We start from the raw sequence: 23,081 nt of genomic DNA, 5'->3' as shown, positions 1-23,081 counted from the left end.
CACCGGGTCAAGGCACGCTTTCCCGCCTTGACGCGGTGTCTCGGCAACCGAACACTGAAAGATCGGGTTCGGGAGGGCTCAATCGGGGCGTAGCGAAGCGAAGCCGGCGCTTTCAGCCGCGCGCAGCGCAAACACGCGCGTAGCGCCCATCTCGATCAGTGAAACGCCAGCCTTGACGCCCCACCAGCCGGACTGGACCATTCCTCCCCACGCCAAGCGGAACCCCACTTCCGCAATGTGGAATCGAGGTCGGCATGTTCGTGCAGGAGCTCGCCCCGCTAGCCGGTTCACTCGGCCTGTCCGCGCTGGTCGCGGCACTCCCACTGGCCACCGTCCTCGTCCTGCTGGGCGTGGTCCGGATGAAGGCCCACCAGGCCGGCCTGATCGGCCTGGCCGTCGCCCTCATCGTCGCCGTCACGATCTTCGGCATGCCGATCGGGCAGGCGATCTCCAGCGGTTTCCAGGGCGCCGCGTTCGGCCTCTTCCCCATCATGTGGATCGTCGTCAACGCGCTGTGGATCTACCGGATCACCGTGCGCACCGGCCACTTCGACGTGCTCCGCCGGTCGTTCGGCCGGGTCTCCGACGATCCCCGCATCCAGGCGCTGATCATCGCGTTCTGCTTCGGCGCGCTGATGGAGGCGCTGGCCGGCTTCGGCGCGCCGGTCGCGATCAGCTCGGTGATGCTGGTGGCGCTCGGGTTCACCCCGGTGCGGGCGGCGGTCGTCGCGCTGGTCGCCAACACCGCGCCGGTCGCGTTCGGCGCCATGGGCACCCCGGTCGTCACCCTCGCGCAGGTCACTGGGCTGCCGCTGGACACCGTGTCGTCGATCGTGGGCCGCCAGACGCCGATCCTGGCGTTGTTCGTGCCGCTGCTGCTGGTCTTCATCGTCGACGGGCGTCGCGGGCTGCGGGAAACGTGGCTGCCCGCGCTGGTGTGCGGCGTGGCGTTCGGGGTGGTGCAGTTCGCCGCCGCCAACTACGTTTCCGCGCAGCTCGCCGACATCGGCGCCGCGCTCGCCGGCGCCGCCGCACTGGTCGCGCTGCCCGCAGCCCGGAAGCCGGCCCGCGAAGAGGTCCGGACCGCCGTGCTCACCGGTGTGGCCACCGAAACGCTGGACCGGCCGGAGGACCGCGGCGAGGTCGTCCGCGCCTACCTGCCGTACGGGCTGATCATCGTGATCTTCTCGATCGGCCAGCTGCCGCCGGTCAAGCGGCTGCTCGACGCGGCGACGTGGAAGTTCGACTGGCCCGCCCTGTCGGTGGCGAACTCGGCGGGCAAACCGGTGTCCGGCAACACGTTCTCGGTGCCGTTCCTCAGCACCGGCGGCACGCTTGTGTTGGTCGCGGGCGTCCTGACCGCGGTGTTCCTGCGGGTCCGCGCCCGGGACGCGGTCCGCGAGTGGGGCGGCACGGTGCACGAGCTGCGGTTCGCCATCCTGACCGTGACGAGCGTGCTCGCGCTGGCCTACGTGATGAACCTGTCCGGCCAGGCCACCACGATCGGCTACTTCATCGCGGGCGCGGGCGCCGGCCTGGCGTTCCTGTCCCCGGTGCTCGGCTGGTTCGGCGTGGCGGTCTCGGGTTCGGACACCTCCGCCAACGCCCTGTTCGGCGCGCTCCAGGTGACCGCGGCGCACCAGGCCGGGCTGTCGCCCGAACTGCTCGCCGCGGCCAACTCCTCGGGCGGCGTGCTCGGCAAGATGATCTCCCCGCAGAACCTGAGCATCGCGTGCGCGGCGGCGATGCTGCCGGGCGAAGAGGGCACGCTGTTGCGCAAGGTGCTGCCGTGGAGCGTGGGACTGCTGTTCGTGATGTGCCTGATCGTGGTGGCGCAGGCGAGCTTCCTCAGCGGGATGCTGCCGTGAGCTCCGGGCGCGTGACCGCGGCGCGGTGCCAGCTCCACCAGCCGTGCACGACCAGCGCCGCGAACACGAGGTACACCGCCGCGGAGAAGTACAGGCCCGAGGAGATCTGCAGCGGCACGCCGATCGCGTCGACGACCAGCCACACCAGCCAGAACTCGACCAGGCCGCGGCCCTGGGCGGCGAAGGCGACCAGCGTGCCGATGAAGATCGCCGCATCCGGCCACGGCGCCCAGGAGGCGTCCAGCGCGTCGAGCACCAGCGCCATCACCACGGTGCCGACCACGAACGCGGCCGCCATCACCAGCCGCTCGACGGCCCGGCCGCTACGGACGACCACCCCGTAGACCGGGTCGCGGCGGCGGGTCCAGGCCCACCAGCCGTAGACCGAGATCAGCAGGATCGCGACCTGCCGGGCCGCGAGCCCGCCCAGGTGCGCGGAGGCGTAGACGGCGAACAGCAGCACCGTCGCGCCGACCTGCACGGGCCAGGTCCAGAGCGTGCGCCGCTGCGCCAGGAAGACCACGGCGAGCGCGCACAGCTGGCCGACCAGCTCCGCGATGGAGATCCACTGCCCGAAAACGGACAAACCGTGCTGCAACAGAACGTGCATGGCGCCTCCCGTCTGGCCGGATCAACCTGCCACAAGAGGCGGTGATTCCCTCACCCGCAGTGAGCCCCGCAACATCATCGGAAAATTACTTGCACGATCGAGTGAGAAGACTGGCGGAAAAATATCCACAAGGTCCATAGTGGACCTACCGGTGGGGACCGGGGAGATGAGGCCGCCCGGCGCTGCGAGAACCGCGATGCGCCGGGCGGCCTCGCGTTTACCGGACGGCCGGTTAGAGTCGGTTCACCATGACCCAGACCCACGGCAGCCAGCCCCACGGCAGCCAGACCAGCGGCAGGCGCCTGGCCAAGCACCACGGCCTTTCCGCGAAGACGCTGCGCAGGCTGGAGCGCGCCTCCGGGCGCCTCGCCTCGGCCAGCGTCGCCGCAATGGAGCAGCGGCTGCCGTGGTTCGGGCGGCTGCCCGCGGAGCAGCGGGCGAGCATCCTGCTGATCACCCAGACCGGCGCGGCCGGGTTCGTCGACTGGCTGCGCGATTCGCAGGAGGCGCTCAAGCTCACCACCGACGCCTTCCGCGGCGCCCCCGAGGACCTGTCCCGCTGGATCAGCCTGCGGCAGGCGGTCGGGCTGGTGCGGCTGGCGATCGAGGTGTTCGAGGAGCAGCTGCCGGAATTCGCCGCCACCGAGGCCGAGAACGCCGCGCTCACCGAGGGCATCCTCCGCTATGGCCGCGAGATCGCCTTCGCGACGGCCAACTCCTACGCCGCGGCCGCGGAGGCGCGCGGCGCGTGGGATGCCCGGCTGGAGGCGCTGGTCGTGGACGGCATCGTCCGCGGCGACGCCGAGGAGGCGGTGCTGTCGCGGGCCGCGGCGCTCGGCTGGGAGCCGTCGGCGATGGCGACCGTGCTGGCGGGCCGCCCGCCATCGGACGACCCGCCGAGCGTGGTGTTCGAGGTGCGCCGGCTGGCCGCGCGGCTGGCACGGCCGGTGCTGCTGAGCGTCCAGGGGTCGCGGCTGATCGTGGTGGCAGGCGGCCCGACCGACGGCGACGCCAAGCAGAAGGAGGTCCTCGGCAAGCTGGCGGGCGCGTTCGGCGAGGGCCCGGTGGTGGCCGGCCCGACGGTGGACAGCCTGGCCGAGGCGCACCGCAGCGCGGCCGAGGCGCTGTCCGGGCTGCGCGCGGTGGTCGGCTGGCCGGGCGCGCCGCGGCCCGTGCGATCCTCGGACCTGCTGCCGGAACGAGCGCTCTCCGGCGACGCCGAGGCCGAGCGGCTGCTGATCGAGGAGATCGCGCAGCCGCTGGAGGCCGCCGGACCGACGATGCTGCAGACGGTGGACGAGTACCTGGAGTCCGGCGGGGTGCTGGAGACGTGCGCGAAGAAGCTGTTCGTGCACCCCAACACCGTGCGCTACCGGCTGCGCCGGGCGGCCGAGCTGACCGGCCGCAACGCCACCGAACCGCGGGACGCGCTGGTGCTGCGGGTGGCCCTGACCGTGGGACGGCTGGCCAGGGCACGCGGCCTCTGGTGACCGGTCTCACTTCCGGCCTGCCCGGAACCGACAACACATCAGCGCTGCATGCGGGCCCGCGGGCGCCATTTTTGTAGGCTCCCTACAAGATCGCCGCTCCGACTTGGTGAACGGCGGCATCCCGGGCCCGCCGGGGAAGCATGTTCCCTAGAGGCGTGACAGCAGTGCTCGCTCCCGGACAGGGCTCCCAAGCGCCCGGCATGTTCTCCCCCTGGCTCGAACTCGACGGCACCCGCGAGAAGCTCGCGCGCTGGTCCGAGCGAACCGGGCTCGACCTGGTCCACCTCGGGACCGAGGCCGACGCCGAGACCATCCAGGACACCGCGATCACGCAGCCGCTGATCGTCGCGCTCTCGCTGCTGGCCTTCGACGCCCTCGGCGACGTCCCGGACGACACCCCGGTCGCCGGCCACTCCGTCGGCGAGCTGGCGGCCGCCGCCGCGGCGGGTGTGCTCACCGCCGAGGACGCTGTCGCTCTCGCGGCCGTGCGCGGCGCCGAGATGGCCAAGGCGTGCGCGATCGAGCCGACGTCCATGGCGGCCGTGATGCTGGGCGACCCGGACGAGGTCGTCGCGTGGCTGGAGGGCCACGGCCTGACCGCGGCGAACCGCAACGGCGCCGGGCAGATCGTCGCCTCCGGCGCGAAGGACGCCATCGAGCGCATCGTCGCCGAGCCCCTCGACGGCACGAAGGTCCGGCCGCTGAAGGTCGCCGGCGCCTTCCACACCTCTTACATGGCCCCCGCCGAGGAGGCCCTGCGCGCGCACGCCGCGTCGATCACGCCGAAGGACCCGGTCCGCCCGCTGCTGTCCAACGCCGACGGCACCGTGGTCACCAGCGGCGCCGAGTACCTGGAGCGGCTGATCAAGCAGGTCACCCGCCCGGTGCGCTGGGACCTGACGATGGACGGCTTGGTCGAGCTGGGCGTCACCGCGACGGTCGAGCTGCCGCCCGCGGGCACCCTGACCGGTCTGGTCAAGCGCCAGCTCAAGGGCACGGTCACGCAGACCGTCGCGTTGAAGACCCCCACCGACCTGCCCGCCGCGAAGGAGATCCTGTGAGCCCGGTGTTGCGCCAGAAGCAGGGCCCGGCCGCCACCCGGATCCTGGGCGTCGGCAGCTACCAGCCGGACCGCGTCGTCACCAACGACGACCTGTCCCAGATCATGGAGACCAACGACCAGTGGATCCGTGAGCGGGTCGGCATCATCGAGCGCCGCTTCGCCGAGAAGGACGAGCTGCTGGTCGACATGGCGGTCAAGGCGGGCAACGCCGCGCTCACCGACGCGGGCCTGCAGCCGTCCGATGTGGACACCGTGATCGTGCCGAACTGCACGATGCCCGCGCCCATCCCGAACGCGGCCGGTCAGGTCGCCGACCGGATCGGCGTGAAGGCGGCCGGCGCGTTCGACCTCAACGCCGCGTGCGCCGGGTTCTGCTACGGCCTCGGCGTCGCCTCCGACCTGATCCGCGCCGGCTCGGCGGGCAAGGTGCTGGTGATCGGCGCGGAGAAGCTGACCGACGTGGTCGACCCGGTGGACCGCGCGAACGCGATCATCTTCGCCGACGGCGCGGGTGCCGCGGTGGTCGGTCCGTCCGACGAGCCGGGCATCGGGCCGGTGTCGTGGGGCAGCGCGGGCGACCTGGTCGACACGATCTACATGCGCGACCACAAGTACATCTACCAGGAGGGCCAGTCGGTCTTCCGGTGGGCGACCACGCAGATCGCGCCGATCGCGTTGAAGGCGGTCGAGCTGGCCGGGCTGGAGCCGTCGGACATCGACGTGCTCATCCCGCACCAGGCGAACCTGCGGATCGTGGACGCGATCGCCAAGCGGCTCAAGGCCAAGGGCGCGCGGGAGGACCTGGTCGTCGCCGACGACATCAAGTTCTCCGGCAACACCTCGTCCGCGTCGATTCCCATGGCGCTGGACCACATGCGGAAAGCGGGCACCGTCAAAACGGGTGACGTGGTGCTGATGGTTGGATTCGGCGCGGGCCTGTCCTACGCCGGACAGGTCGTCATCTGCCCGTGATACCACTATCGCCGGCAGGCGCGGGCCTGCCGGTGTCGAACCCCCAGAAAGGAAACACCATCGTGGCGGACAAGCAGGAGATCCTCAGCGGCCTCGCGGAGATCGTCGAGGAGGTCGCGGGTGTCGCGCAGGACGACGTGAGCCTGGAGAAGTCCTTCGTCGACGACCTGGACATCGACTCGCTGTCGATGGTGGAGATCGCGGTGCAGGCCGAGGACAAGTTCGGGGTCAAGATTCCGGACGACGAGCTGGCCAACCTGAAGACCGTCGGCGACGCGGTGGACTACGTCGCCGCGAACGCCAAGTAAGCACGAGCTGAATTCTTCGTCTGAACCTCGGGGAGACTCCTCATGAGCAACATCGACGTCGTGATCACCGGGATCGGCGCGACGACGCCACTCGGCGGGGACGTCGCGTCCACGTGGGAGGGCTTGCTCGCCGGCCGCAGCGGCATCCGGCGGATCGAGGCCGACTGGGTCGAGAGGTTCGACCTGCCGGTCAAGATCGGCGCCACGCTCGCCGAGGATCCGGCGGAGAAGCTGCCGCGCGTGCAGGCGCGCCGGCTGGACCGGTGTGAGCAGATCGCGCTCATCGCCGCCCGGCAGGCGTGGGCCGACGCCGGTTTCGAGCAGCCCAGCGACGAGCGCACGGACGTCGACCCGGACCGGCTCGGCGTGTCCATCGGCACCGGCATCGGCGGGCCGCTGACGCTGCTGGCGATGGACGACCTGCTCGAGCAGGAGGGCATCCGGAAGGTCTCGCCGCTGACCGTGCCGATGCTGATGCCGAACGGGCCTGCCGCGCACGTCGGCATCGACCTCAAGGCCAGGGCCGGGGTGCACTCGCCGGCTTCGGCGTGCGCCTCCGGCGCCGAGGGCATCGCCAACGGCTACCAGATGATCCAGAACGGGCGGGCCGACGTCGTGGTGGCGGGTGGTGCGGAGTCCTGCATCCACCCGATCACCGTGGCCGGTTTCGCGCAGGCCCGGACGGTGTCGACGCGCAACGACGAGCCCGAGCGCGCGTCGCGCCCGTTCGACACCGACCGGGACGGGTTCGTGCTCGGTGAGGGCGCCGGTGTGGTCGTCCTGGAGCGGGAGGACCGGGCGAAGGCCCGCGGCGCGCGGATCTACGGGCGGCTGGCCGGGTACGGCATCACCTCGGACGCGCACCACATCACGGGCAACCACCCGGAGGGCATCGGCCAGATCGCCGCGATGGCGAACGCGATGACGATGGCGGGGCTGACGTCGGCGGACGTGGGGCACGTGAACGCCCACGCGACGTCCACGGTGGTCGGCGACATCGGCGAGGCCGCCGCGATCCGCAAGGCCGTCGGTGAGCACCCGGTGGTGACGGCGCCGAAGTCCGCGCTGGGTCACCTGGTCGGTGGCGCGGGGGCGGTCGAGGGCATCCTCACGCTGCTCTCGATCTACCACGGTCTGGTGCCGCCGACGCTGAACCTGGAGAACCTGGACCCGAAGGTCGGGCTCGACGTCGTGGCCGGTGAGCCGCGGAAGGTCGAGCTGACCGCGGCGCTGAGCAACTCGTTCGGCTTCGGCGGTCACAACACGGCGCTGCTGTTCACGGGCGCCTGAGTTTCGCTGGTATTGGGAGAACCCCGGCCCTTGGTGGCCGGGGTTTTCTCGTGTGTGCGGTCAGCAGCGGGAGAGTTCGGGGGTGGTGGAGCCGGTGACGGTGTCCACCTTCCAGGCGCCGGATTCCAGGGTCAGCGGGAGCACGAGGCGCCAGTGCACGCAGGGTTCCGGGAGTTCGGCCGGGGCGTCCTTGACGTCCTGGGTGCTGGTGAAGCCGACGAGGGCGCGGAGTTCGTCGTCGGCGACCGGGTCGATGCGGTAGACGAGGATGCTGCCGTCCCTCGTCGTGCGGTAGTCGTTGAGCCAGGTGCTCTTCGACTTGGCCTGGACGCGCTCGCGGGTGACGGCTGATTTCCACAGCTCGTAGTCGCGGTTGTTGATCGAGTCGAAGTACGTCTGGAGCAGCGCGCGGACCGTGGTGTTCTGCGGGTGAGCCGCGGCGTCCGGGGTGAGCTCGACGGTGCCCGGCCCTGGCTGCTGCGCGAGCGGCCGGGCCGTCGACGACTGGGCGAGGATCGCGTCCGGGGCCGCTTCGGGCAGCCGGTACAGCTCGCGGGCCAGCAGACCCCCACCGACCATGATCGACACCACGACGATGACGACGGGCACCAACCATCGCGGCGGTGCTGCGGAAGGCGCCGGCATGGCTGTCACATCGGCAGCGTAGTGGTGATCGTTACCGAGTGCTGTCTTTTGTGCGGAGTGGGCTGGGGTGGTTGGGCCGGGCAGGTGAAGGGGCTCGGCTGTTGTGGGGTTGTTGTGGCTGGGGTGGGTGCGGGTGGTGACGGCGGTGGGGGTTGGTTCGGGGCGGGGGTTGGGTTCGGGCGGGTTGGTTCAGGGCCGGGGTTGGTTCGATGAACGGCCCGTTCATCGCCGCACGAGCGGACACCTCGCGCGGGCTGAAGCCATGAACGGTCCGTTCATCGCCGCGCGAGCGGACACCTCGCTGGGGAAGCGCTGGGGGAAGCAATGAATGGACCGTTCATCACCACACGACTGGACACCTCACGCGGCGCAAGGCATGAACGGCCCACTCATCGCCGCACGACTGGGCACCTCGCGCGGGCCGAAGCGATGAACGGTCCGTTCATCAGCGCGCGAGCGGACACCTCGCTGGGAGAAGCGATGAATGGACTGTTCATCGCCGCGTGACTGGGCATCTCACGCGGCTACGCGGCGCAAGGCATGAGCGGCCCCTTGATCGCCGCACGACTGGACACCTCACGCGGGCCGAAGCGATGAACGGTCCGTTCATCGCCACACGAGTGGGCACCTCACCGCGCACCGCGCCGAAGCGCCGAGCACCGCTGGGCACCTCACCGCTGGGCACCTCACCAAGCACCAAGCACCAAGCACCAAGGCAACCAACCAAAGCCACCCACCCGACTCGCCCGAAGACTCACCCCACCCGGTGCAGCCAGGTGACCGGAGCCCCGTCCCCGGCGTGCCGGAACGGCTCCAGCGCCTCGTCCCAGCTCGAAGCCAGCAGCTCGTCGAGCTTGTGCGCCAGCTGCTCCCCCGCACGACAGGTCGCCACGAGGGTGCGCAGCTGGTCTTCCCCGACGACGATGTCTCCGTTGGCGCTCGTCCGCCCGCGCCACAGTCCCAGCCCCGGCACGTAGCAGAACCGCTCGCCGTCGACGCCGGCGCTCGGCTCCTCGGTCACCTCGAAGCGCAGCATCGGCCACGCCTTGAGACCGGCCGCCAGCTTGGCGCCGGTTCCGGCGGGCGCGCTCCACGTGCACTCGGCGCGAAGCTGCCCTGGAGCGGCGGGTTGCGCCGTCCACTTCAGATCCACTCGGGTACCCAGGGTGCCCGAAATCGCCCACTCGACGTGCGGGCACACCGCAGACGGCGACGAGTGGACGTAAACCACGCCACGGGTGCTCACTGCTGACCTCCGCTACTCGACGAGGGGCGTCTTCCCCTACGACCTCGCGAGCTCGGAGCCTGCGTTCAAGCATCCCTGCCGTGACTGCCCATATTGTGCACCCCGGCGATGGCATTTCGCCACAGGAACCTCAGATGTCGCACGACCACCACTGGACGGAAAGCCGTCAGGCCCCGGCGAGCGCCCCCACAGCGGCGACCGTGTCGACCAGCCCGGCGCCCTTGTCGAAGCTCGAACCGCCCTGGTACGGCGCGCCGTCACTGTACTTGTACGCCGTCGACTTGATCGCGGCCTCGATCTCGCCCGGCGTGGCGTCCGGCCGGGACTGGAACAGCTGCGCCACGATGCCGGTGATCTGCGGCGTCGCCATCGAGGTGCCGCTGATCACGTTGTAGGTGCCGAGGTCGAGCATCCCCGGCCCGTTCGACGGCTGCAACCCCGTCGCGCAGATCACCAGGTACGGACGGCACGCGGACAGGATGTTCTCACCCGGCGCGGACACGTCCGGCCACGTCGACGGGTCCGACGCGAGCCCCCGCGAGGAGAAGTCCGACACGGTCCCGTCGCGCGTCCCGGTGCCCTGGTCGTTGTAGGAGGCCACCGAGATCACGCCGGGCGTCGGGTCCTTGCCCGGCGGGTTCGACAGGTCCGCCGAGCCGTCCCCGCCGTCGTTGCCGTTCGCCCACACCGTCACGACCCCTTCGGCCGCGAGCGCGCGCTGCAGCTTGACCGTCGCCGACTCCGGGTCGAACTCGCCGCCGCCGCTCGGGCCGTACGAGTTGTTGATCACCTTGATCGGCGGGCACACCGTCGCCGGCACCCCGGCCCCGCACGGCGCGGCGTGGTTCTCCAACACCCAGTTCAGGGCGGCGTCCGTGCCCAGCACCAGGATCGCCAGCCCGGTCGAGATCGACACGATCTTCGCGCCCGGCGCCGAACCGCCGACGGACGAACCGTCGGCCAGCGTGTACGGCGCGCCCGCCGCGATCCCGGCGACGTGGGTGCCGTGCCCGCCGAGCGCGGTCGCGTCGGTGTCGACCGAGGTGGGCACGTCGACGATGCACGAGGTGGTGGTGCCGTCGAGGCACAGGCTCTTCAGGTTGCGCACCACGCGGGTCGACCCGTCGGCGCCGCGAAACGCGGGATGCGTCGGGTCGATGCCGGTGTCGATGATCGCCACGGACACCCCGCGCCCGTCCAGCGGAGCACCGTCCGCGCCGGTCAGCGTGGTGCGTGCTTCGGCGCTGCGGGTCGCGGTAGTGCCGGACGAGCCGAACGCGACAAGCGGGTCGTTGTTCTCGACGTAGGTGACGCCGGCCGCCTTGCGCACCGCGGCGACCTGCGCGGCGGTACCCGTCGCGGCGACGACGCCGATGCGCGGGAACCGGGTGATCTCCCGCATCCCGGCCGTCCGCACGGCCTGTGCGGCGGTGCCCGCGTCCGCCGCGTGCACGAGGGTCGTGACAGGGGTCAGCGCGGTCGCCGTGGCCAGCACCCGGTCCAGCGTGTCCGACACCGGCGCGAGCGGGACCTGGGCGTTCGCCGCGGGGACGGCGCCGGTGAACGGGAGGACGAGCACGGCGGCGGCGATCGCCACCGCCCGCGTGGAGCGCCATCGCATCGGGGTCCCCTATCTCTCCAGCCGGCCCTACGATCTACTAACGAGTAGCACTCAATAGGGTGACCCCGATCACTGTCAATGATCAATTACCCGCACGGGTGTGCCCGAAAGCAGACACCTTCCGCGAGTGATTTTCACACCATCGAGGGTCAGCGACTGCACAGCGCGCTAGCGTAAGCGCGCACGTGAACGGGTCCGGGGAGGTGCGAGGTGCGGCTGATCCGCCTGGAACGACAGCCCTCGCGCGTCGCCGACGACGTGCGGGCCGCGCTCGCCGCGCTCGGCCGCGGGGACGACTTCGCGGGCGGAATCGCGCTGGCCGGGGCCCGGCCGCTGCCGGACCGGCCGCCGGTCGAGGCGGTCGTCGTCCTGCCGGCCGTCGTCCTGGTCGTGATCGGCGTCGACCTGCCGGACCCGGCGATCCGCCTCGAAGCGCCCCTGACCGGCCAGTGGAAGGCCGACGGCTGGCCACTCGTCGCCGACGGGGACGTCGTCAACCCCGCGGCGGATGCCCTCGCGCTCGCCGACGCCGTCATCGAGCGGCTGCGCCCGGACGTCCCGGAACATCTGCCGATCGCCACGATCCTCGCCGTCGGGCCGTTCGTCGAGGAGATCGAGCAGCCGCCCGCCGACCTCGCCGGCAACGTCCGCGTCCTGTTCCCGACGCAGAACAGCCTGCTCGCGGCCATCGCGTCGCTGACTCCCGCGCCATGGCCGTGCACCCCGGCGCAGGCCCGCGCCCTGATCGGCAAGCTCGCCCCGGACACCGGTCTCACCGACGACGACCTGGCCGCTGAAGGCTTCACGGTCACGGAGGAGTCGGCGACGGTGAAGCTGGCGCCGGTCAAACCCCGCCCCCGGCGGCACCGCCAGGCCGAACCCGCCGCCGTGCCGCCGATCGTCCCGCCCGCCGAGGTGACAATGCCGGTGCCCCGGATCGCCGCGGCCGCGCCCGTGCGCGCGATCCCGGCTTCCGCTCCCGTGCCGTGGCGGCCGGTCGCGGCGATCGCGGTGGCGCTGGTGCTGCTGGCCGTCGTGCTCGTGCTGGTCACGACCGGCGGGGACGACGAACCGGCCACCGCGTCCGCGCCGACCACCGCGGTCACTCCCGCGCCACAGGCCGTCGCGGGCATCGAGTTCACCAAGCGCGCCTCCGGCACGGAACGCACCTGCGCCGCCCGTGCCTACGGGGACCTGCAGGCGCGGTTGCAGGCAAGCGGTTGCGCGGGCATGGAACGCGGCAGCTTCGAGGCCACCGTGGACGGGCGGGCGGTCGCCGTGTCGGTCGCGGTGCTCACCTTCGGCAGCGACGAACAGGCCGCGGCCTTCAAGCAGCTCGCCGACACCCCGGGCAGCGGCGGGATCGCCGATCTCGCCACCGAGACCCACCAGTGGCCGCGCGAGCCGGACACCGCGGGCGCGGCGTACCAGAGCGCGATCTCCGGCCCGGCCGTCCGGCTGGTGCTGGCCGCCTACGTGGACGGCAAGTCCGCGCCGGACGACCCCGCACTGCTGCGTGCGGCGGGCGCCGCGCTGGGCGTGCGGATCAGTTAGCCGATCGCCGCGGCGAGGATCTCCTCGGCGTGGGTCCACAGCAGAGCGCCGCCCGCGCCGGGCACCACGTGACGTCGCGCGCCCGGGATCCGGGAGGTGAGCAGCGCGCCGAGGTCCGGTGAGTGCACGCGGTCCCGATCGCCGAACCACACCTGCACCGGCACCCGGATCGCGGCCCAGTCCAGCTGCCACCGCGACATGGCGATGATCGTGTCGGTCGCGTAGCCCGCGCCGTCGTTCGCGAACCCCTCCCGCAGAGCCGCGCGGTACCGGGCCAGGAACACCGGGTCCTGGTACACCTCGCGGTCGGCCGGATCCGAGCCGTCCAACACCATCCGTTCCATCCCACTGGGGCCGAGCCGGGCGAAGAACTCCCGTGCGGCCGCCGGGTCCTCCCGCACCTGGGTGACGACGTCCCGCACCGGGCCGGGCAACTGCGCGAACACCCGGGGATCGGCGACCTCGTCGGCCGGGGACACCAGCAGCAGCCGGGACGCGATCCCGTGCTCGGCGGCCGCGAGCCCGAAGACCGCGGCCTGCGAGTTCGCCACGACCGGCACCGGCCCGCCGAGCCGCGTCACGAGTGCGGCGAGGCCGGCGGCGGTGGACGCCGCAGACCGGTGCGGGTCGGGTGTCGAGGCGCCGATGCCGGGGCGGTCCACGGTCACCAGCCGGACCCGGGACCCGTCACCGAAGACCATGGACCGGCCGGTCGCGGCGCCGGCCAGGAACAGGACCGGCGTGCCGTCCCCGGGCCCGGTCTCGGACCAGGCGAGGACCCGGCCGCCGGGGAGCGGCAGCTCATGATCAACGCGCACACGCGAAGCGTCGGCCAGGGCTGCCCCTCCCGCAACCGGTTTTCAGAGCCCGTACTCCTCCAGCAGCCGCAGCCACACCTCGCTGATCGTGGGGAACGACGGGACCGCGTGCCACAACCTGCCCAGGGGCACCTCGCCGGCGATGGCGATGGTCGCCGAATGCAGCAGCTCCGCGACGTCCTGGCCGACGAACGTGACGCCGACGAGCACCTCGCGCTCGGTGTCGGCGATCATCCTGGCCTTGCCCGCGTAGCCGTCCGCGTGCAGCGACGACCCCGCGACGGCGATGTCGATGTCGACCACCCGGTGCGGCGCGCCCGATTCCGGCTCGGTCAGGCCGACCGACGCGACCTCCGGGTCGGTGAACACGACCTGCGGCACCGCGTGGTGGTCGGCGGTGGCGCTGTGCTTGCCCCACGGGCGGGTGTCCACCGGCTTGCCCGTGGCCCGCGCGGAGACCACGTCGCCGACCACGCGGGCGGCGTACTTGCCCTGGTGCGTCAGCAACGCGCGGCCGGTCACGTCGCCCGCCGCGTACAGCCACTCGCCGTCCACTTCGGACACAAGGCCACTGTCGTCGACGGTGAGCGGCTTGCCCGGGGCGAGACCGATGACCTCCAGGCCGAGGTCGTCGGTGGCCGGACGCCGCCCGGTCGCGACGAGCACCTGGTCGGCCGTGACGACCGCGCCGCCCTTGAGCTCCAGGCGGGCGGCACCGTCCACTTGGGACGCTCGCTCCAGTCCGGAGTCGGTGTGCACGCGCACGCCGTCGGCCCGCAAGCCCTCCGCGACGGCGTCGCCGGCGAAGTCCGGGTACCGGGGCAGCGGACGCGGGCCGGTGACGATCAGGTCCACCTGCGCGCCGAGGCGGGCCCAGGCCTGCGCCATCTCGACGCCGACCACCCCGCCGCCGACGACGGCCAGCCTGCCCGGCACCGTGCTGCTGGACGTGGCTTCGCGGGATCCCCACACCGGCACCTCGTCCAGGCCCGGGATCGGCGGCGTCTTCGGCACGCTGCCGGTACAGACCACCACAGCGTGCCGCGCGCGCAGGACCCGGCCGCCGTCCACAGTGATCTCGCGCTCACCGGTGATGCGGCCGCGACCGCGGATCGTCGTGATGCCCGCGCCGCGCGCCCACTCGACCTGGCCGGTGTCGTCGCCCTTGCCGGTGAAGTAGTCGCGGCGTTCGAACACCGCCGCCGGGTCGAGCGCTTCACCCACCGGAACGCCGGGCAGCCGCCGGGCCGCGGCGAGCGCGTTTCCCGGTCGCAGCAAGGCTTTGCTCGGGATGCAGGCCCAGTAGGAGCACTCGCCTCCGAACCGTTCCTGCTCCACCAGCGCGGTGGACAGGCCGCCCTTGACCGCCCGGTCCGCCGCGTTCTCCCCCACTGGTCCGCCACCGATCACGATGACGTCAAAAGTCTCCTCGGACATGGGTCACAGCGCACACCAGCCCGGCGCCCGGCGCAAGTGGGGCGGGTATTCTCAGCGGCAAATCGTAAGTACTGGAGGTTTTCGGTGGCGAAGAACACCGCGGTGCAACTACTGGACGACCTGAACGGCGAACCGGCCGCGGAGACGGTGCGGTTCGGCCTGGACGGCGTCGAGTACGACATCGACCTCTCGGACTCGAACGCGGGCAGCCTGCGCGAGCTGCTGGCCACCTACGTGCAGGCGGGCCGCCGCACGGGTGGCCGCAAGCGCCCGCCGCGCCGCCTCGCCCCGGCGAAGCGCACGCGCCGCACGGCGACCTCCAGTGCCGCGACCGCGCGGAAGGCCGCGGAGTCCCCGGCGAAGAGCACCCGCGCGACGGGCGCCACCGGGGCGAAGGCTGCCGGTGCTGCTGGGAAGCGCACGGCGACTGCGGGCAAGACCACGAAGGCGGCCAGCGCTGCCAAGGGCAAGACGGCGGCGGCTGCCGAAGCCACCACCCCCAAGCCGGCCACGCGGCGCAAGGCCACCGCGGCGGCGCCGAAGACCACCGCTGCCAAGGGCAAGAAGGCGGCGGCTGCCGAGGCCACCACGCCGAAGCCGGCAACCCGCCGCAAGGCTGCCCCGGCGCCGAAGACCACCACGAAGGCCGCGGCGAACACCAAGAAGACCACGCCCGCCGCGAAGCCGTCCCGCGCCAAGGCGAAGGCCACCGAGGCCGCAACCGCCAAGGCCGCGCCCGCCAAGGCGAAAGCCGCCGAGACCGCAACCGCCAAGGCGAACGCTGCCAAGACCGCGCCCGCCAAGGCGAAGGCCACCGAGGCCGCGACCGCGAAGGTGAAGGCCACCGAGACCGCAACCGCCAAGGCCGCGCCCGCGAAGGAGAACGCGACCGCCAAGAAGCCGGCCACCAAGAAGGTCGCGCCGGCGGAGAAGGCGCCACGCAAGAGCGTGCGGAAGGCACCGCCCGTGGTGTTCTCCGCGGCCACGAACTGAGCCGGACATCCGCGCCGGGGCGCTCCAGCAAAGCGCCCCGGCCAAGATTTTGACTGAAACCACCGGCACTGCGGCGCACTCGACCAAGCGCCGCAGATCTCAGCAGCCGTCAAGCATTCCCGCCGCCGGGGCGCTCCAGCAAAGCGCCCCGGCGTGGTTGCGCGGCCCCGGACTCACCGGTCGATGCCGAGGTGCTCCCGCAGCGTGGTGCCGCTGTAGTCGGCGCGGAAGACGCCCCGCTCCTGCAACAACGGCACCACCTTGTCCGCGAACGGGTCCAGCCCGCCGGGCGTCACGTGCGGCACCAGGATGAACCCGTCGCTCGCGTCCTCCTGCACGTACGTGTTGATCGCCTCCGCGACCGTCTCCGGCGAGCCGACGAACGTCTGCCGTCCGCTGACCTCGACCACCAGGTCCCGGATCGACAGGTTCTTCGCCTCCGCGAGCTCCCGCCATTGCCGCACAGTCGCCACCGGGTCGCGGTACATGCGCGTCTGCGCGCGCCCCTTGGCCACCGCCTCCGCGCCGACCGCCGGCTCCACGTCGGGCAGCGGGCCCTCCGGGTCGTAGCCGGACAGGTCACGGTTCCACACCTGCTCCAAGAACTTGATCGCCGTCTGGCCGCTCACCTGCTGGTACCGCACGACGTTGGCCAGCTCCTCGGCCTCCGCGTCGGTGTCGCCGAGCACGAAGGTCGCCGCGGGGAGCACCAGCAGCTGGTGCGGCTCGCGCCCGTAGGCGGGCAGCCTGCGCTTCACGTCGGCGTAGAACTTCTGCCCCGCCTCCAGCGTCCCGTGCCGCGTGAAGATCGCGTCCGCCGTCGCCGCGGCGAACTCGCGGCCCTCGTCCGAGTCGCCTGCCTGCAGGATCACCGGCCTGCCCTGCGGCCCGCGCGGCACGTTGAACCGGCCCGCGATGTCGAACTGCGCGTCGTGGTGCTCGAACGCCCCCGCGCGGGCGTTGCGCAGGAACACCCCGGACGCCTTGTCCGCGGCGATGTCGTCCGCGCCCCAGGAGTCGAACAGCTCGAACGCCGTCTGCAGGAACAACTTCGCGCGCTGGTAACGCTGTTCCTCGGGCAGGTAGCCGCCGCGGCGGAAGTTCTCGCCGGTGAACGCGTCCCACGAGGTGACCACGTTCCAGCCGGCGCGCCCCTCGGACAGGTGGTCGAGGCTGGCGAACTGGCGGGCCACCTCGTACGGCTCGTTGAACGTCGAGTTGATCGTCCCGGTCAGGCCGAGCCGGTCGGTGACCGCGGCGAGCGCGGCCAGCACGGTGAACGTGTCCGGGCGGCCGACTACGTCCAGGTCGTAGATCTTGCCCGCGTGCTCGCGCAGCCGCAGCCCTTCGGCGAGGAAGAAGAAGTCGAACTTGGCTCGCTCGGCCGTCCGCGCGAGGTGCGTGAACGAGGAGAACTCGATGTGGCTGCCCGCCTCCGGGTCGCTCCACACGGTGGTGTTGTTGACGCCGGGGAAGTGCGCGGCGAGGTGGATCTGCTTCATCGCGTCGCTCCTGCGTAGCGGTTGGCGGGGCGCTCCAGGCCGAGCAGGCCCCGCAGCGTGCCGGCCTCGTACTCGCGGCGGAACGCGCCGCGCTGCTGCAGTTCGGGGACGAGCCCGCGGGTGATGGCGGTCAGGTCGTGCGGCAGGGCGCCCGGACGCAGCCGGAAACCGGACAGGCCGGCGTCTCGCCAGGCCAGCAGCTGGTCGGCGAGCTGGGCCGGGGTGCCGGTGAAGACCAGCGCGTCGGAGGTGAACTCGGCGCGGTCGTCCAGGCGGGCCTTGCGGTCGCGGGCGGCCTGCTCGGTCTCGTCGAGGAACACCACGACGTCGCCGAACACCAGCAGGTCCTCGCGCAGGCCGCGCACCTCCTGCCCCAGTGCGCGCGCCTCGTCGGTGTCCTGCGGGGTGAGGAACACGAGGTCGGCCGAGCGGGCGGCGAGCCGGTGGATCTCGGTGACGTGCGAGAGCACCGCGACCGGCGGCTGGCCCTGCGGCGGGCGCGGCGTGATCGACGGGCCCTTGACGCTGAAGAACCGCCCGGTGAAGTCGATGTAGTGCAGCTTGTCCCGGTCGATGAACCGGCCGGTGGCGGTGTCGCGGATCTCGGCGTCGTCCTCCCAGCTGTCCCACAGCCGCCGCACGACCTCGACCCAGTCGCCGGCCTCCTCGGCCAGGTCGGGCAGCGGAACCGGGAACTCGCGGCGGCCGAAGTGCGCCGCGTCGTCGGGGCTGCTCGCGATCCGGACGCGCACACCGCCGCGCCCGGTGGACACGTAGTCGAGCGTCGCGATCGCCTTGGACAGGTGGAACGGTTCGGTGTGCGTGGCGATCGCCGTCGGCAGGAACCCGATGTGCCGGGTCAGCGGCGCGACGCGGGCGGCGATCAGCACGGCGTCCAGCCTGCCGTCGACCCGGTCGGTTCGGCCGTCCCGCGGCGCGCCCAGTGAGTCCTCGATCGTGACGAAGTCCAGCAGGCCGTGTTCGGCCTCGATCACCAGATCGGCCCAGTACCGCGGGCGGAACAGCTCGTCCGGGCGCGCGTCGGGCTCCCGCCACGCGGCCGGGTGCCAGCCCGCGCCCTCCAGTGCCACCGCGAGATGAACCATGCCTCGCTCCTTTCGCCTCCCCCGGTCCAGCGATCGGGCGGCCCGCGCTATTTCGCGTACCACCCGTTGGGACGCCTACGGTGGAGGCATGTACTCCAAGGAGATCGAGGTGAAGACCGGCGGCCGCGCCGTGGTGCACGACCTGACCAGGGAGGCCGAGGCGTTCCTGGCCGAAGCGGACGCGTCGGACGGCCTGCTGCACGTCTTCGTGCCGCACGCCACCGCGGGCCTGGCGATCCTGGAGACCGGCGCGGGCAGCGACGACGACCTGCTCGCCGCGCTGGACGAGCTGCTGCCCAGGGACAACCGGTGGCGGCACCAGCACGGCACCAAGGGCCACGGCCGGGACCACGTGCTGCCCGCGCTGGTGCCGCCGTACGCGAGCGTTCCCGTGCTGGGCGGGTCGCCGGCGCTGGGCACCTGGCAGTCGATCTGCCTGGTGGACACCAACATCGACAACCCGGTCCGGCACGTCCGGTTCAGCTACCTCGCCGGCTGAAGCTCCGGCGCCGCCTCCACCGGCACCGCCGGCTTCGCCCGGCCAGGCCAGAGGACGACCACCAGGCCGGCGACCAGCATCGCGCCGAGCACCCAGATGCCGGTGGTCACGTCCGGCGCGTCCGGGGTGCCCTGCAGCAGGCTGCGGGTGCCCTCGGTGGAGAAGCGGAACGGCGTCCACGACCACAGCAGGGCCCGGTAGGCCGGGTTGAGCAGCTCCGGCACCTGCCCGGCGACGTTCGGCGCGAGCAGGTAGAGCGGCGCGAGGATCGCCATGGCGCGGATGCCAAGCAGGCGCAGCAACGCGGTCTGCACGGCCGCGAACGCCGCGGCGACCAGCAGGATGTAGCCGAGGACGTCCCAGCCGAGCGGCAGGGACGAGTCCCACAACGCGAGGAACCCGGCCGCGACGCCGGTGATCAGCACGGCGGTGACCGCGACCTGGGTCAGGCGCGCCGCGACGCCGATCCGCCGCCCGGTCCGCTCGGCGACGACGACCAGGATCGCGCCCGCGGCCAGGCTGCCGACCCAGGCGAGGATGCTCACCGCGAGCGGCGCCGTCCGGCCCGCGGGGCTCGCCGGGTGCACGGTCTCCACCCGCACCGGGGCGGACGGGGTGCCGGTGGCCTGGCTCATCGCGGTCGACAGCGCCTGCCCGGCGCCGGTGAGCGCCTGTTGCACGACCTGGGTGCCGCTGGGGTTGACAGCGCCGGACACCACCACGCCCACCTGTCCGGGCGCCAGTTCCAGCACGCCGTAGACGTCCTTGTCGTCGAGCAGCGTCCTGGCTTCGGCGGGTGTGGTGACCCGCCAGCTGAGGGCCTCGCCGCCCTGGCTCGTGAGCTGCCCGGCCGCGGCGCGCAGCTGCGGCGGAGCGTTGTCCGGCACCGCGACCGCCACCGGCAGCCCGTCCGGTTCGACCGACGCCTGGACCCCGACGGTCAGGAATCCCAGCACCACCGCGACCACCGCACCGGCCAGGGCCGCCAGCCCGGCCACCGGCCTCCGGGATGTGCCAGCCATGGGGACCTCCCCTAAATTTCTTCGACTGTTGAATTCAAGGGGAACGGTAGCCCTGCGATTGGTCGAAGTCAACGCTTGATGAATAATGGTCTTGGTAGCGTCGGCGGACGTGACGAGCAGTGCGCACCGGCTGGTGCTGTGGGACATCGACCAGACCCTCATCGACCTGCGCGGGGCGGGCCGCGGCTGGTACCGGCAGGTGCTCGAGGAGGTGACCGGCGTCTCGATGACCGCGATGCCGGACTTCTTCGGGCGGACCGAGCGCGCGATCACCGCGGAAGTGCTGACGCTGCACGGGATCGAGCCGACCGAGGAGCTGATCCAGCGGATGTGGGCAGCGCTGACCGCGGTGTCCGAGCTGGCGCTGCCGGAGCTGGCGAAGCGCGGCCTGGCGCTGCCGGGCGCGGCGACGGCGCTGGCGGGGGTGGCCGCGGCGGGCGGGGCCGTGCAGTCGCTGGTGACCGGGAACCTGCGGGAGATCGCGTGGCACAAGCTGTCCGCGTTCGGGCTGCACACGCACTTGGACTTCGAGATCGGCGGCTACGGGAACCTGTCCGCGCACCGGCCGGACCTGGTGGCGTACGCGGTCGACCGCGCCCATGCGACGCTCGGGCGGCCGTTCGAGCCCGCGTCGGTCATCGTGGTGGGCGACACGCCCCACGACATCGACGCGGCGCGTGAGCATGGAGCGGTCGCCGTGGGCGTGGCGACGGGCCGGTTCGACGCGGCCGCGCTCCGGGAGGCCGGGGCGCAGGTGGTGCTGCGCGATCTCAGCGACACGAAGCTGGTGCTGGCGGCGGTCTTCGGGGAGGGCTGAGCGTCTCGGCTGGGCGCCGGGTCAGTGCGGACGCCCGCCTGGGGCGACCATGCGTGCGGCACCGCCGGTGCCGCACGACTCGCGCTGGCCGCCGCGTCCGCCAAAACCGACCACCCCGGCCCGCATCACCACGGGACACCACCACCACCAGCCGATGCGACCAGGCCCGGCCACCGCCGCAGGTGCCGCACGGGCCTCAACAACACTCGCGCTAGCCGCCGCCTTCGGCCGAGACCGACCGCCCCGGCCCAGGTAACGACAGACACCCCCGACCAATGCGACCAGGCTCCGCGGCACCGCCGTGCTCGCGACCTCAGCGGCACAAGCGCACCAGCCGCCGCGTTCGGCGAGGGCTGACACGGCAACGGGCCCGCCGCGAAAAGCGACGGGCCCGTTGCCGGAAAAGGCGGTTCAGCCGCGGACGAGCTTGACCAGGTGGTCGACCACCGCGTCCACCGCGATCTCCTCGCGGTCGCCCGTCTTGCGGTCCTTCACCTCGACGACGCCCTTCGCCAGGCCGCGCCCGACCACGAGGATCGTCGGCACCCCGACGAGCTCCGCGTCGGCGAACTTGACGCCCGGCGTGGCCTTCCGGTCGTCCAGCAGGACCTCCACACCGGCCGCGTCGAGGTCGGCGGCCAGCTTCTCCGCGCCCGCCGCGATCGACTCGTCCTTGCCCGCGATCACCACGTGCACGTCGTACGGCGCGACCTCACGCGGCCACACCAGGCCCAGCTCGTCGTGGCTCTGCTCGGCGATCACCGCGACCAGGCGCGACACGCCGACGCCGTAGGAACCCATCGTGATGCGGATCGGCTTCGAGTCCGCGCCGAGCGCGTCCAGCTGGAACGCGTCGGTGTACTTGCGGCCCAGCTGGAAGATGTGCCCGATCTCGATGCCGCGCGCCGCGACCAGCGTGCCCTGCCCGTCGGGCGAGGCGTCGCCTTCGCGCACCTCGGCGGCCTCGATCGTGCCGTCCGGGTGGAAGTCGCGGCCCACGACGAGGTCGACGACGTGGTGGTCGGCCTTGTCGGCGCCGGTCACCCACGCCGTGCCGGTGACGACGCGCGGGTCGACCAGGTACCGGACCCCGTTGTCCTGCAACGCCTTCGGGCCGATGTAGCCCTTGACGAGGAACGGGTTGGCGGCGAAGTCGGCTTCTTCGAGCAGCGCGACCTCGGCCGGCTCCAGCGAAGCTTCGAGCCGCTTCTGGTCGACCTCGCGGTCACCGGGGATGCCGATGCCGAGGATCTGCCAGTCCTTCTCGCCCGGCTGGCGGATCTTCACCATCACGTTCTTCAACGTGTCCGCGGCGGTGAAGGTGCGGCCAAGGTCGGCCTTGTCGTTGAGGTAGTCGACCAGCGTCTGGATGGTCGGCGTGTTCGGCGTGTGGTGGACCTGCGCCTGCGGTTTGTCCTCGATGGACTGAGCGGGCGGCGCGGGCGTGACGACGGCCTCGACGTTGGCCGCGTAGCCGGACGCGTTGCTGCGGACGTAGGTGTCCTCGCCCGTTTCGGCGACGGCGAGGAACTCCTCGGACGCCGAGCCGCCCATCGCGCCGGACGTCGCCGCGACGATCACGTACTCCAGGCCCAGCCGGTCGAAGATCCGGATGTAGGCGTCGCGGTGCAGCTGGTAGGAGCGGGACAGGCCGTCGTCGTCGAGGTCGAAGGAGTAGGAGTCCTTCATGACGAACTCGCGGCCGCGCAGGATGCCGGCCCGGGGGCGCGCCTCGTCGCGGTACTTGGTCTGGATTTGGTACAGGATGACCGGGTAGTCCTTGTACGAGCTGTACTCGCCCTTCACGGTGAGGGCGAACAGCTCCTCGTGCGTCGGGCCGAGGAGGTAGTCGGCGCCCTTGCGGTCCTTGAGGCGGAACAGGGCGTCGCCGTACTCGGTCCAGCGGCCGGTCGCCTCGTAGGGCTCGCGCGGCAGCAGCGCGGGGAACAGGATCTCCTGCCCGCCGATCGCGGCCATCTCCTCGCGGACGACCTCCTCGATCTTGCGCAGCACCCGCAAGCCCAGCGGCAGCCACGAGTACCCGCCCGGCGCGACCCGGCGGACGTAGCCTGCCCGCGTCAGCAGCTTGTGGCTGGGAACCTCGGCGTCGGCCGGATCCTCACGCAGCGTGCGCAGGAACAACGACGACATCCTGGTGATCACTGGGCTGCTCCTCGGTGTCGAAACGCGGTGTGAACAGGGTAGTCAGGGGCGTCCAGC

At 72.0% G+C, this 23,081-nt stretch carries 20 protein-coding genes; 10 read left to right on the top strand and 10 right to left on the bottom strand.

From position 1 onward, the window contains the following. Positions 1-254 precede the first annotated feature (254 nt). The gene (locus ABZ215_RS22685; RefSeq protein WP_354951361.1) at positions 255-1,868 is read left to right on the top strand and encodes an L-lactate permease; all 1,614 of its coding nucleotides are present in this window, start codon (positions 255-257) and stop codon (positions 1,866-1,868) included. Here ABZ215_RS22685 and ABZ215_RS22680 read toward each other — a convergent pair. Next, the gene (locus tag ABZ215_RS22680; protein ID WP_354951359.1) at positions 1,849-2,478 is read right to left on the bottom strand and encodes a nicotinamide mononucleotide transporter family protein; all 630 of its coding nucleotides are present in this window, start codon (positions 2,476-2,478) and stop codon (positions 1,849-1,851) included. The two genes, ABZ215_RS22685 and ABZ215_RS22680, sit on opposite strands and share 20 nt — an antisense overlap. Before the next feature lie 248 nt (positions 2,479-2,726). Between ABZ215_RS22680 and ABZ215_RS22675 the strand changes: the two genes are divergently transcribed. The 5 genes from ABZ215_RS22675 (at position 2,727) to ABZ215_RS22655 (ending at position 7,601) form a co-directional block, all read left to right on the top strand. Further along, positions 2,727-3,968, top strand: coding sequence for a helix-turn-helix domain-containing protein (locus tag ABZ215_RS22675; RefSeq protein ID WP_354951357.1), 1,242 nt, complete (start codon positions 2,727-2,729; stop codon positions 3,966-3,968). Positions 3,969-4,108: 140 nt separating this feature from the next. Further along, positions 4,109-5,029, top strand: coding sequence for an ACP S-malonyltransferase (locus ABZ215_RS22670; protein ID WP_354951355.1), 921 nt, complete (start codon positions 4,109-4,111; stop codon positions 5,027-5,029). Then, positions 5,026-6,003 (top strand): beta-ketoacyl-ACP synthase III, encoded by a 978-nt coding sequence (locus ABZ215_RS22665; RefSeq protein WP_020422496.1) that lies wholly within the window; start codon positions 5,026-5,028, stop codon positions 6,001-6,003. The genes ABZ215_RS22670 and ABZ215_RS22665 overlap by 4 nt, the downstream gene beginning before the upstream one ends. Positions 6,004-6,065: 62 nt before the next feature. Continuing rightward, positions 6,066-6,311 carry an acyl carrier protein gene (locus ABZ215_RS22660; RefSeq protein ID WP_017984121.1) on the top strand — a complete coding sequence of 82 codons (246 nt, stop codon included), beginning with the start codon at positions 6,066-6,068 and terminating at the stop codon, positions 6,309-6,311. Between the two features lie 42 nt (positions 6,312-6,353). Next, the gene (locus tag ABZ215_RS22655) at positions 6,354-7,601 is read left to right on the top strand and encodes a beta-ketoacyl-[acyl-carrier-protein] synthase family protein (protein ID WP_354951353.1); all 1,248 of its coding nucleotides are present in this window, start codon (positions 6,354-6,356) and stop codon (positions 7,599-7,601) included. A gap of 60 nt (positions 7,602-7,661) precedes the next feature. On the opposite strand, the gene ABZ215_RS22650 is transcribed toward ABZ215_RS22655, so the two are convergent. From ABZ215_RS22650 to ABZ215_RS22640, 3 genes are all read right to left on the bottom strand, one after another. After that, on the bottom strand, positions 7,662-8,210 hold the full coding sequence (locus ABZ215_RS22650) for a hypothetical protein (protein WP_020422498.1): 549 nt from the start codon (positions 8,208-8,210) through the stop codon (positions 7,662-7,664). Positions 8,211-9,000: 790 nt separating this feature from the next. Then, positions 9,001-9,492 (bottom strand): DUF3145 domain-containing protein, encoded by a 492-nt coding sequence (locus ABZ215_RS22645; protein WP_027934727.1) that lies wholly within the window; start codon positions 9,490-9,492, stop codon positions 9,001-9,003. 166 nt (positions 9,493-9,658) lie between these two features. Then, positions 9,659-11,113 carry a S8 family serine peptidase gene (locus tag ABZ215_RS22640; RefSeq protein ID WP_354951351.1) on the bottom strand — a complete coding sequence of 485 codons (1,455 nt, stop codon included), beginning with the start codon at positions 11,111-11,113 and terminating at the stop codon, positions 9,659-9,661. 210 nt (positions 11,114-11,323) lie between these two features. Between ABZ215_RS22640 and ABZ215_RS22635 the strand changes: the two genes are divergently transcribed. Next, positions 11,324-12,667, top strand: coding sequence for a hypothetical protein (locus ABZ215_RS22635; RefSeq protein WP_354951349.1), 1,344 nt, complete (start codon positions 11,324-11,326; stop codon positions 12,665-12,667). On the opposite strand, the gene ABZ215_RS22630 is transcribed toward ABZ215_RS22635, so the two are convergent. Together ABZ215_RS22630 and ABZ215_RS22625 are read right to left on the bottom strand one after the other, a co-directional pair. Beyond that, entirely contained in the window at positions 12,664-13,485 is an 822-nt protein-coding gene (locus ABZ215_RS22630; RefSeq protein ID WP_354951347.1) for an alpha/beta hydrolase, read from the bottom strand. The two genes, ABZ215_RS22635 and ABZ215_RS22630, sit on opposite strands and share 4 nt — an antisense overlap. Before the next feature lie 42 nt (positions 13,486-13,527). Next, positions 13,528-14,922: an NAD(P)/FAD-dependent oxidoreductase gene (locus tag ABZ215_RS22625; RefSeq protein WP_354951345.1), complete on the bottom strand. Its 1,395-nt coding sequence runs from the start codon at positions 14,920-14,922 to the stop codon at positions 13,528-13,530. Between the two features lie 84 nt (positions 14,923-15,006). Between ABZ215_RS22625 and ABZ215_RS22620 the strand changes: the two genes are divergently transcribed. Next, complete coding sequence (locus ABZ215_RS22620) at positions 15,007-15,915, top strand: Lsr2 family protein (RefSeq protein ID WP_354951343.1); 909 nt, start codon at positions 15,007-15,009, stop codon at positions 15,913-15,915. Between the two features lie 173 nt (positions 15,916-16,088). Here the strand turns inward: ABZ215_RS22620 and ABZ215_RS22615 are convergent, their stop codons facing one another. Continuing rightward, entirely contained in the window at positions 16,089-17,417 is a 1,329-nt protein-coding gene (locus tag ABZ215_RS22615) for an NtaA/DmoA family FMN-dependent monooxygenase (protein WP_354951341.1), read from the bottom strand. Next, positions 17,414-18,523 (bottom strand): LLM class flavin-dependent oxidoreductase, encoded by a 1,110-nt coding sequence (locus tag ABZ215_RS22610; RefSeq protein ID WP_354951339.1) that lies wholly within the window; start codon positions 18,521-18,523, stop codon positions 17,414-17,416. Before ABZ215_RS22610 ends, ABZ215_RS22615 begins: the two co-directional genes overlap by 4 nt. 88 nt (positions 18,524-18,611) lie before the next feature. On the opposite strand from ABZ215_RS22610, the gene ABZ215_RS22605 reads away from it, so the two are divergent. Then, entirely contained in the window at positions 18,612-19,022 is a 411-nt protein-coding gene (locus tag ABZ215_RS22605; RefSeq protein ID WP_354951337.1) for a secondary thiamine-phosphate synthase enzyme YjbQ, read from the top strand. Here ABZ215_RS22605 and ABZ215_RS22600 read toward each other — a convergent pair. Then, a complete protein-coding gene (locus ABZ215_RS22600; RefSeq protein WP_354951335.1) occupies positions 19,007-20,044 on the bottom strand; it encodes an ABC transporter permease in 1,038 nt (345 codons plus the stop codon). The genes ABZ215_RS22605 and ABZ215_RS22600 overlap by 16 nt on opposite strands. A gap of 109 nt (positions 20,045-20,153) precedes the next feature. Here ABZ215_RS22600 and ABZ215_RS22595 point away from each other — a divergent pair, with 109 nt between their 5' ends. After that, on the top strand, positions 20,154-20,861 hold the full coding sequence (locus ABZ215_RS22595) for a haloacid dehalogenase-like hydrolase (RefSeq protein WP_354951333.1): 708 nt from the start codon (positions 20,154-20,156) through the stop codon (positions 20,859-20,861). Between the two features lie 411 nt (positions 20,862-21,272). Here ABZ215_RS22595 and ABZ215_RS22590 read toward each other — a convergent pair whose 3' ends face one another. Next, positions 21,273-23,024 carry a proline--tRNA ligase gene (locus ABZ215_RS22590; protein ID WP_020422510.1) on the bottom strand — a complete coding sequence of 584 codons (1,752 nt, stop codon included), beginning with the start codon at positions 23,022-23,024 and terminating at the stop codon, positions 21,273-21,275. Between the last annotated feature and the right edge of the window lie 57 nt (positions 23,025-23,081).

This window comes from Amycolatopsis sp. NPDC006131 (assembly GCF_040614175.1).
Lineage (GTDB): Bacteria > Actinomycetota > Actinomycetes > Mycobacteriales > Pseudonocardiaceae > Amycolatopsis_E > Amycolatopsis_E tucumanensis.
The sequence above is the reverse complement of the archived record's forward strand: the minus strand, read 5'-3'. Positions and strand labels throughout refer to the sequence as shown.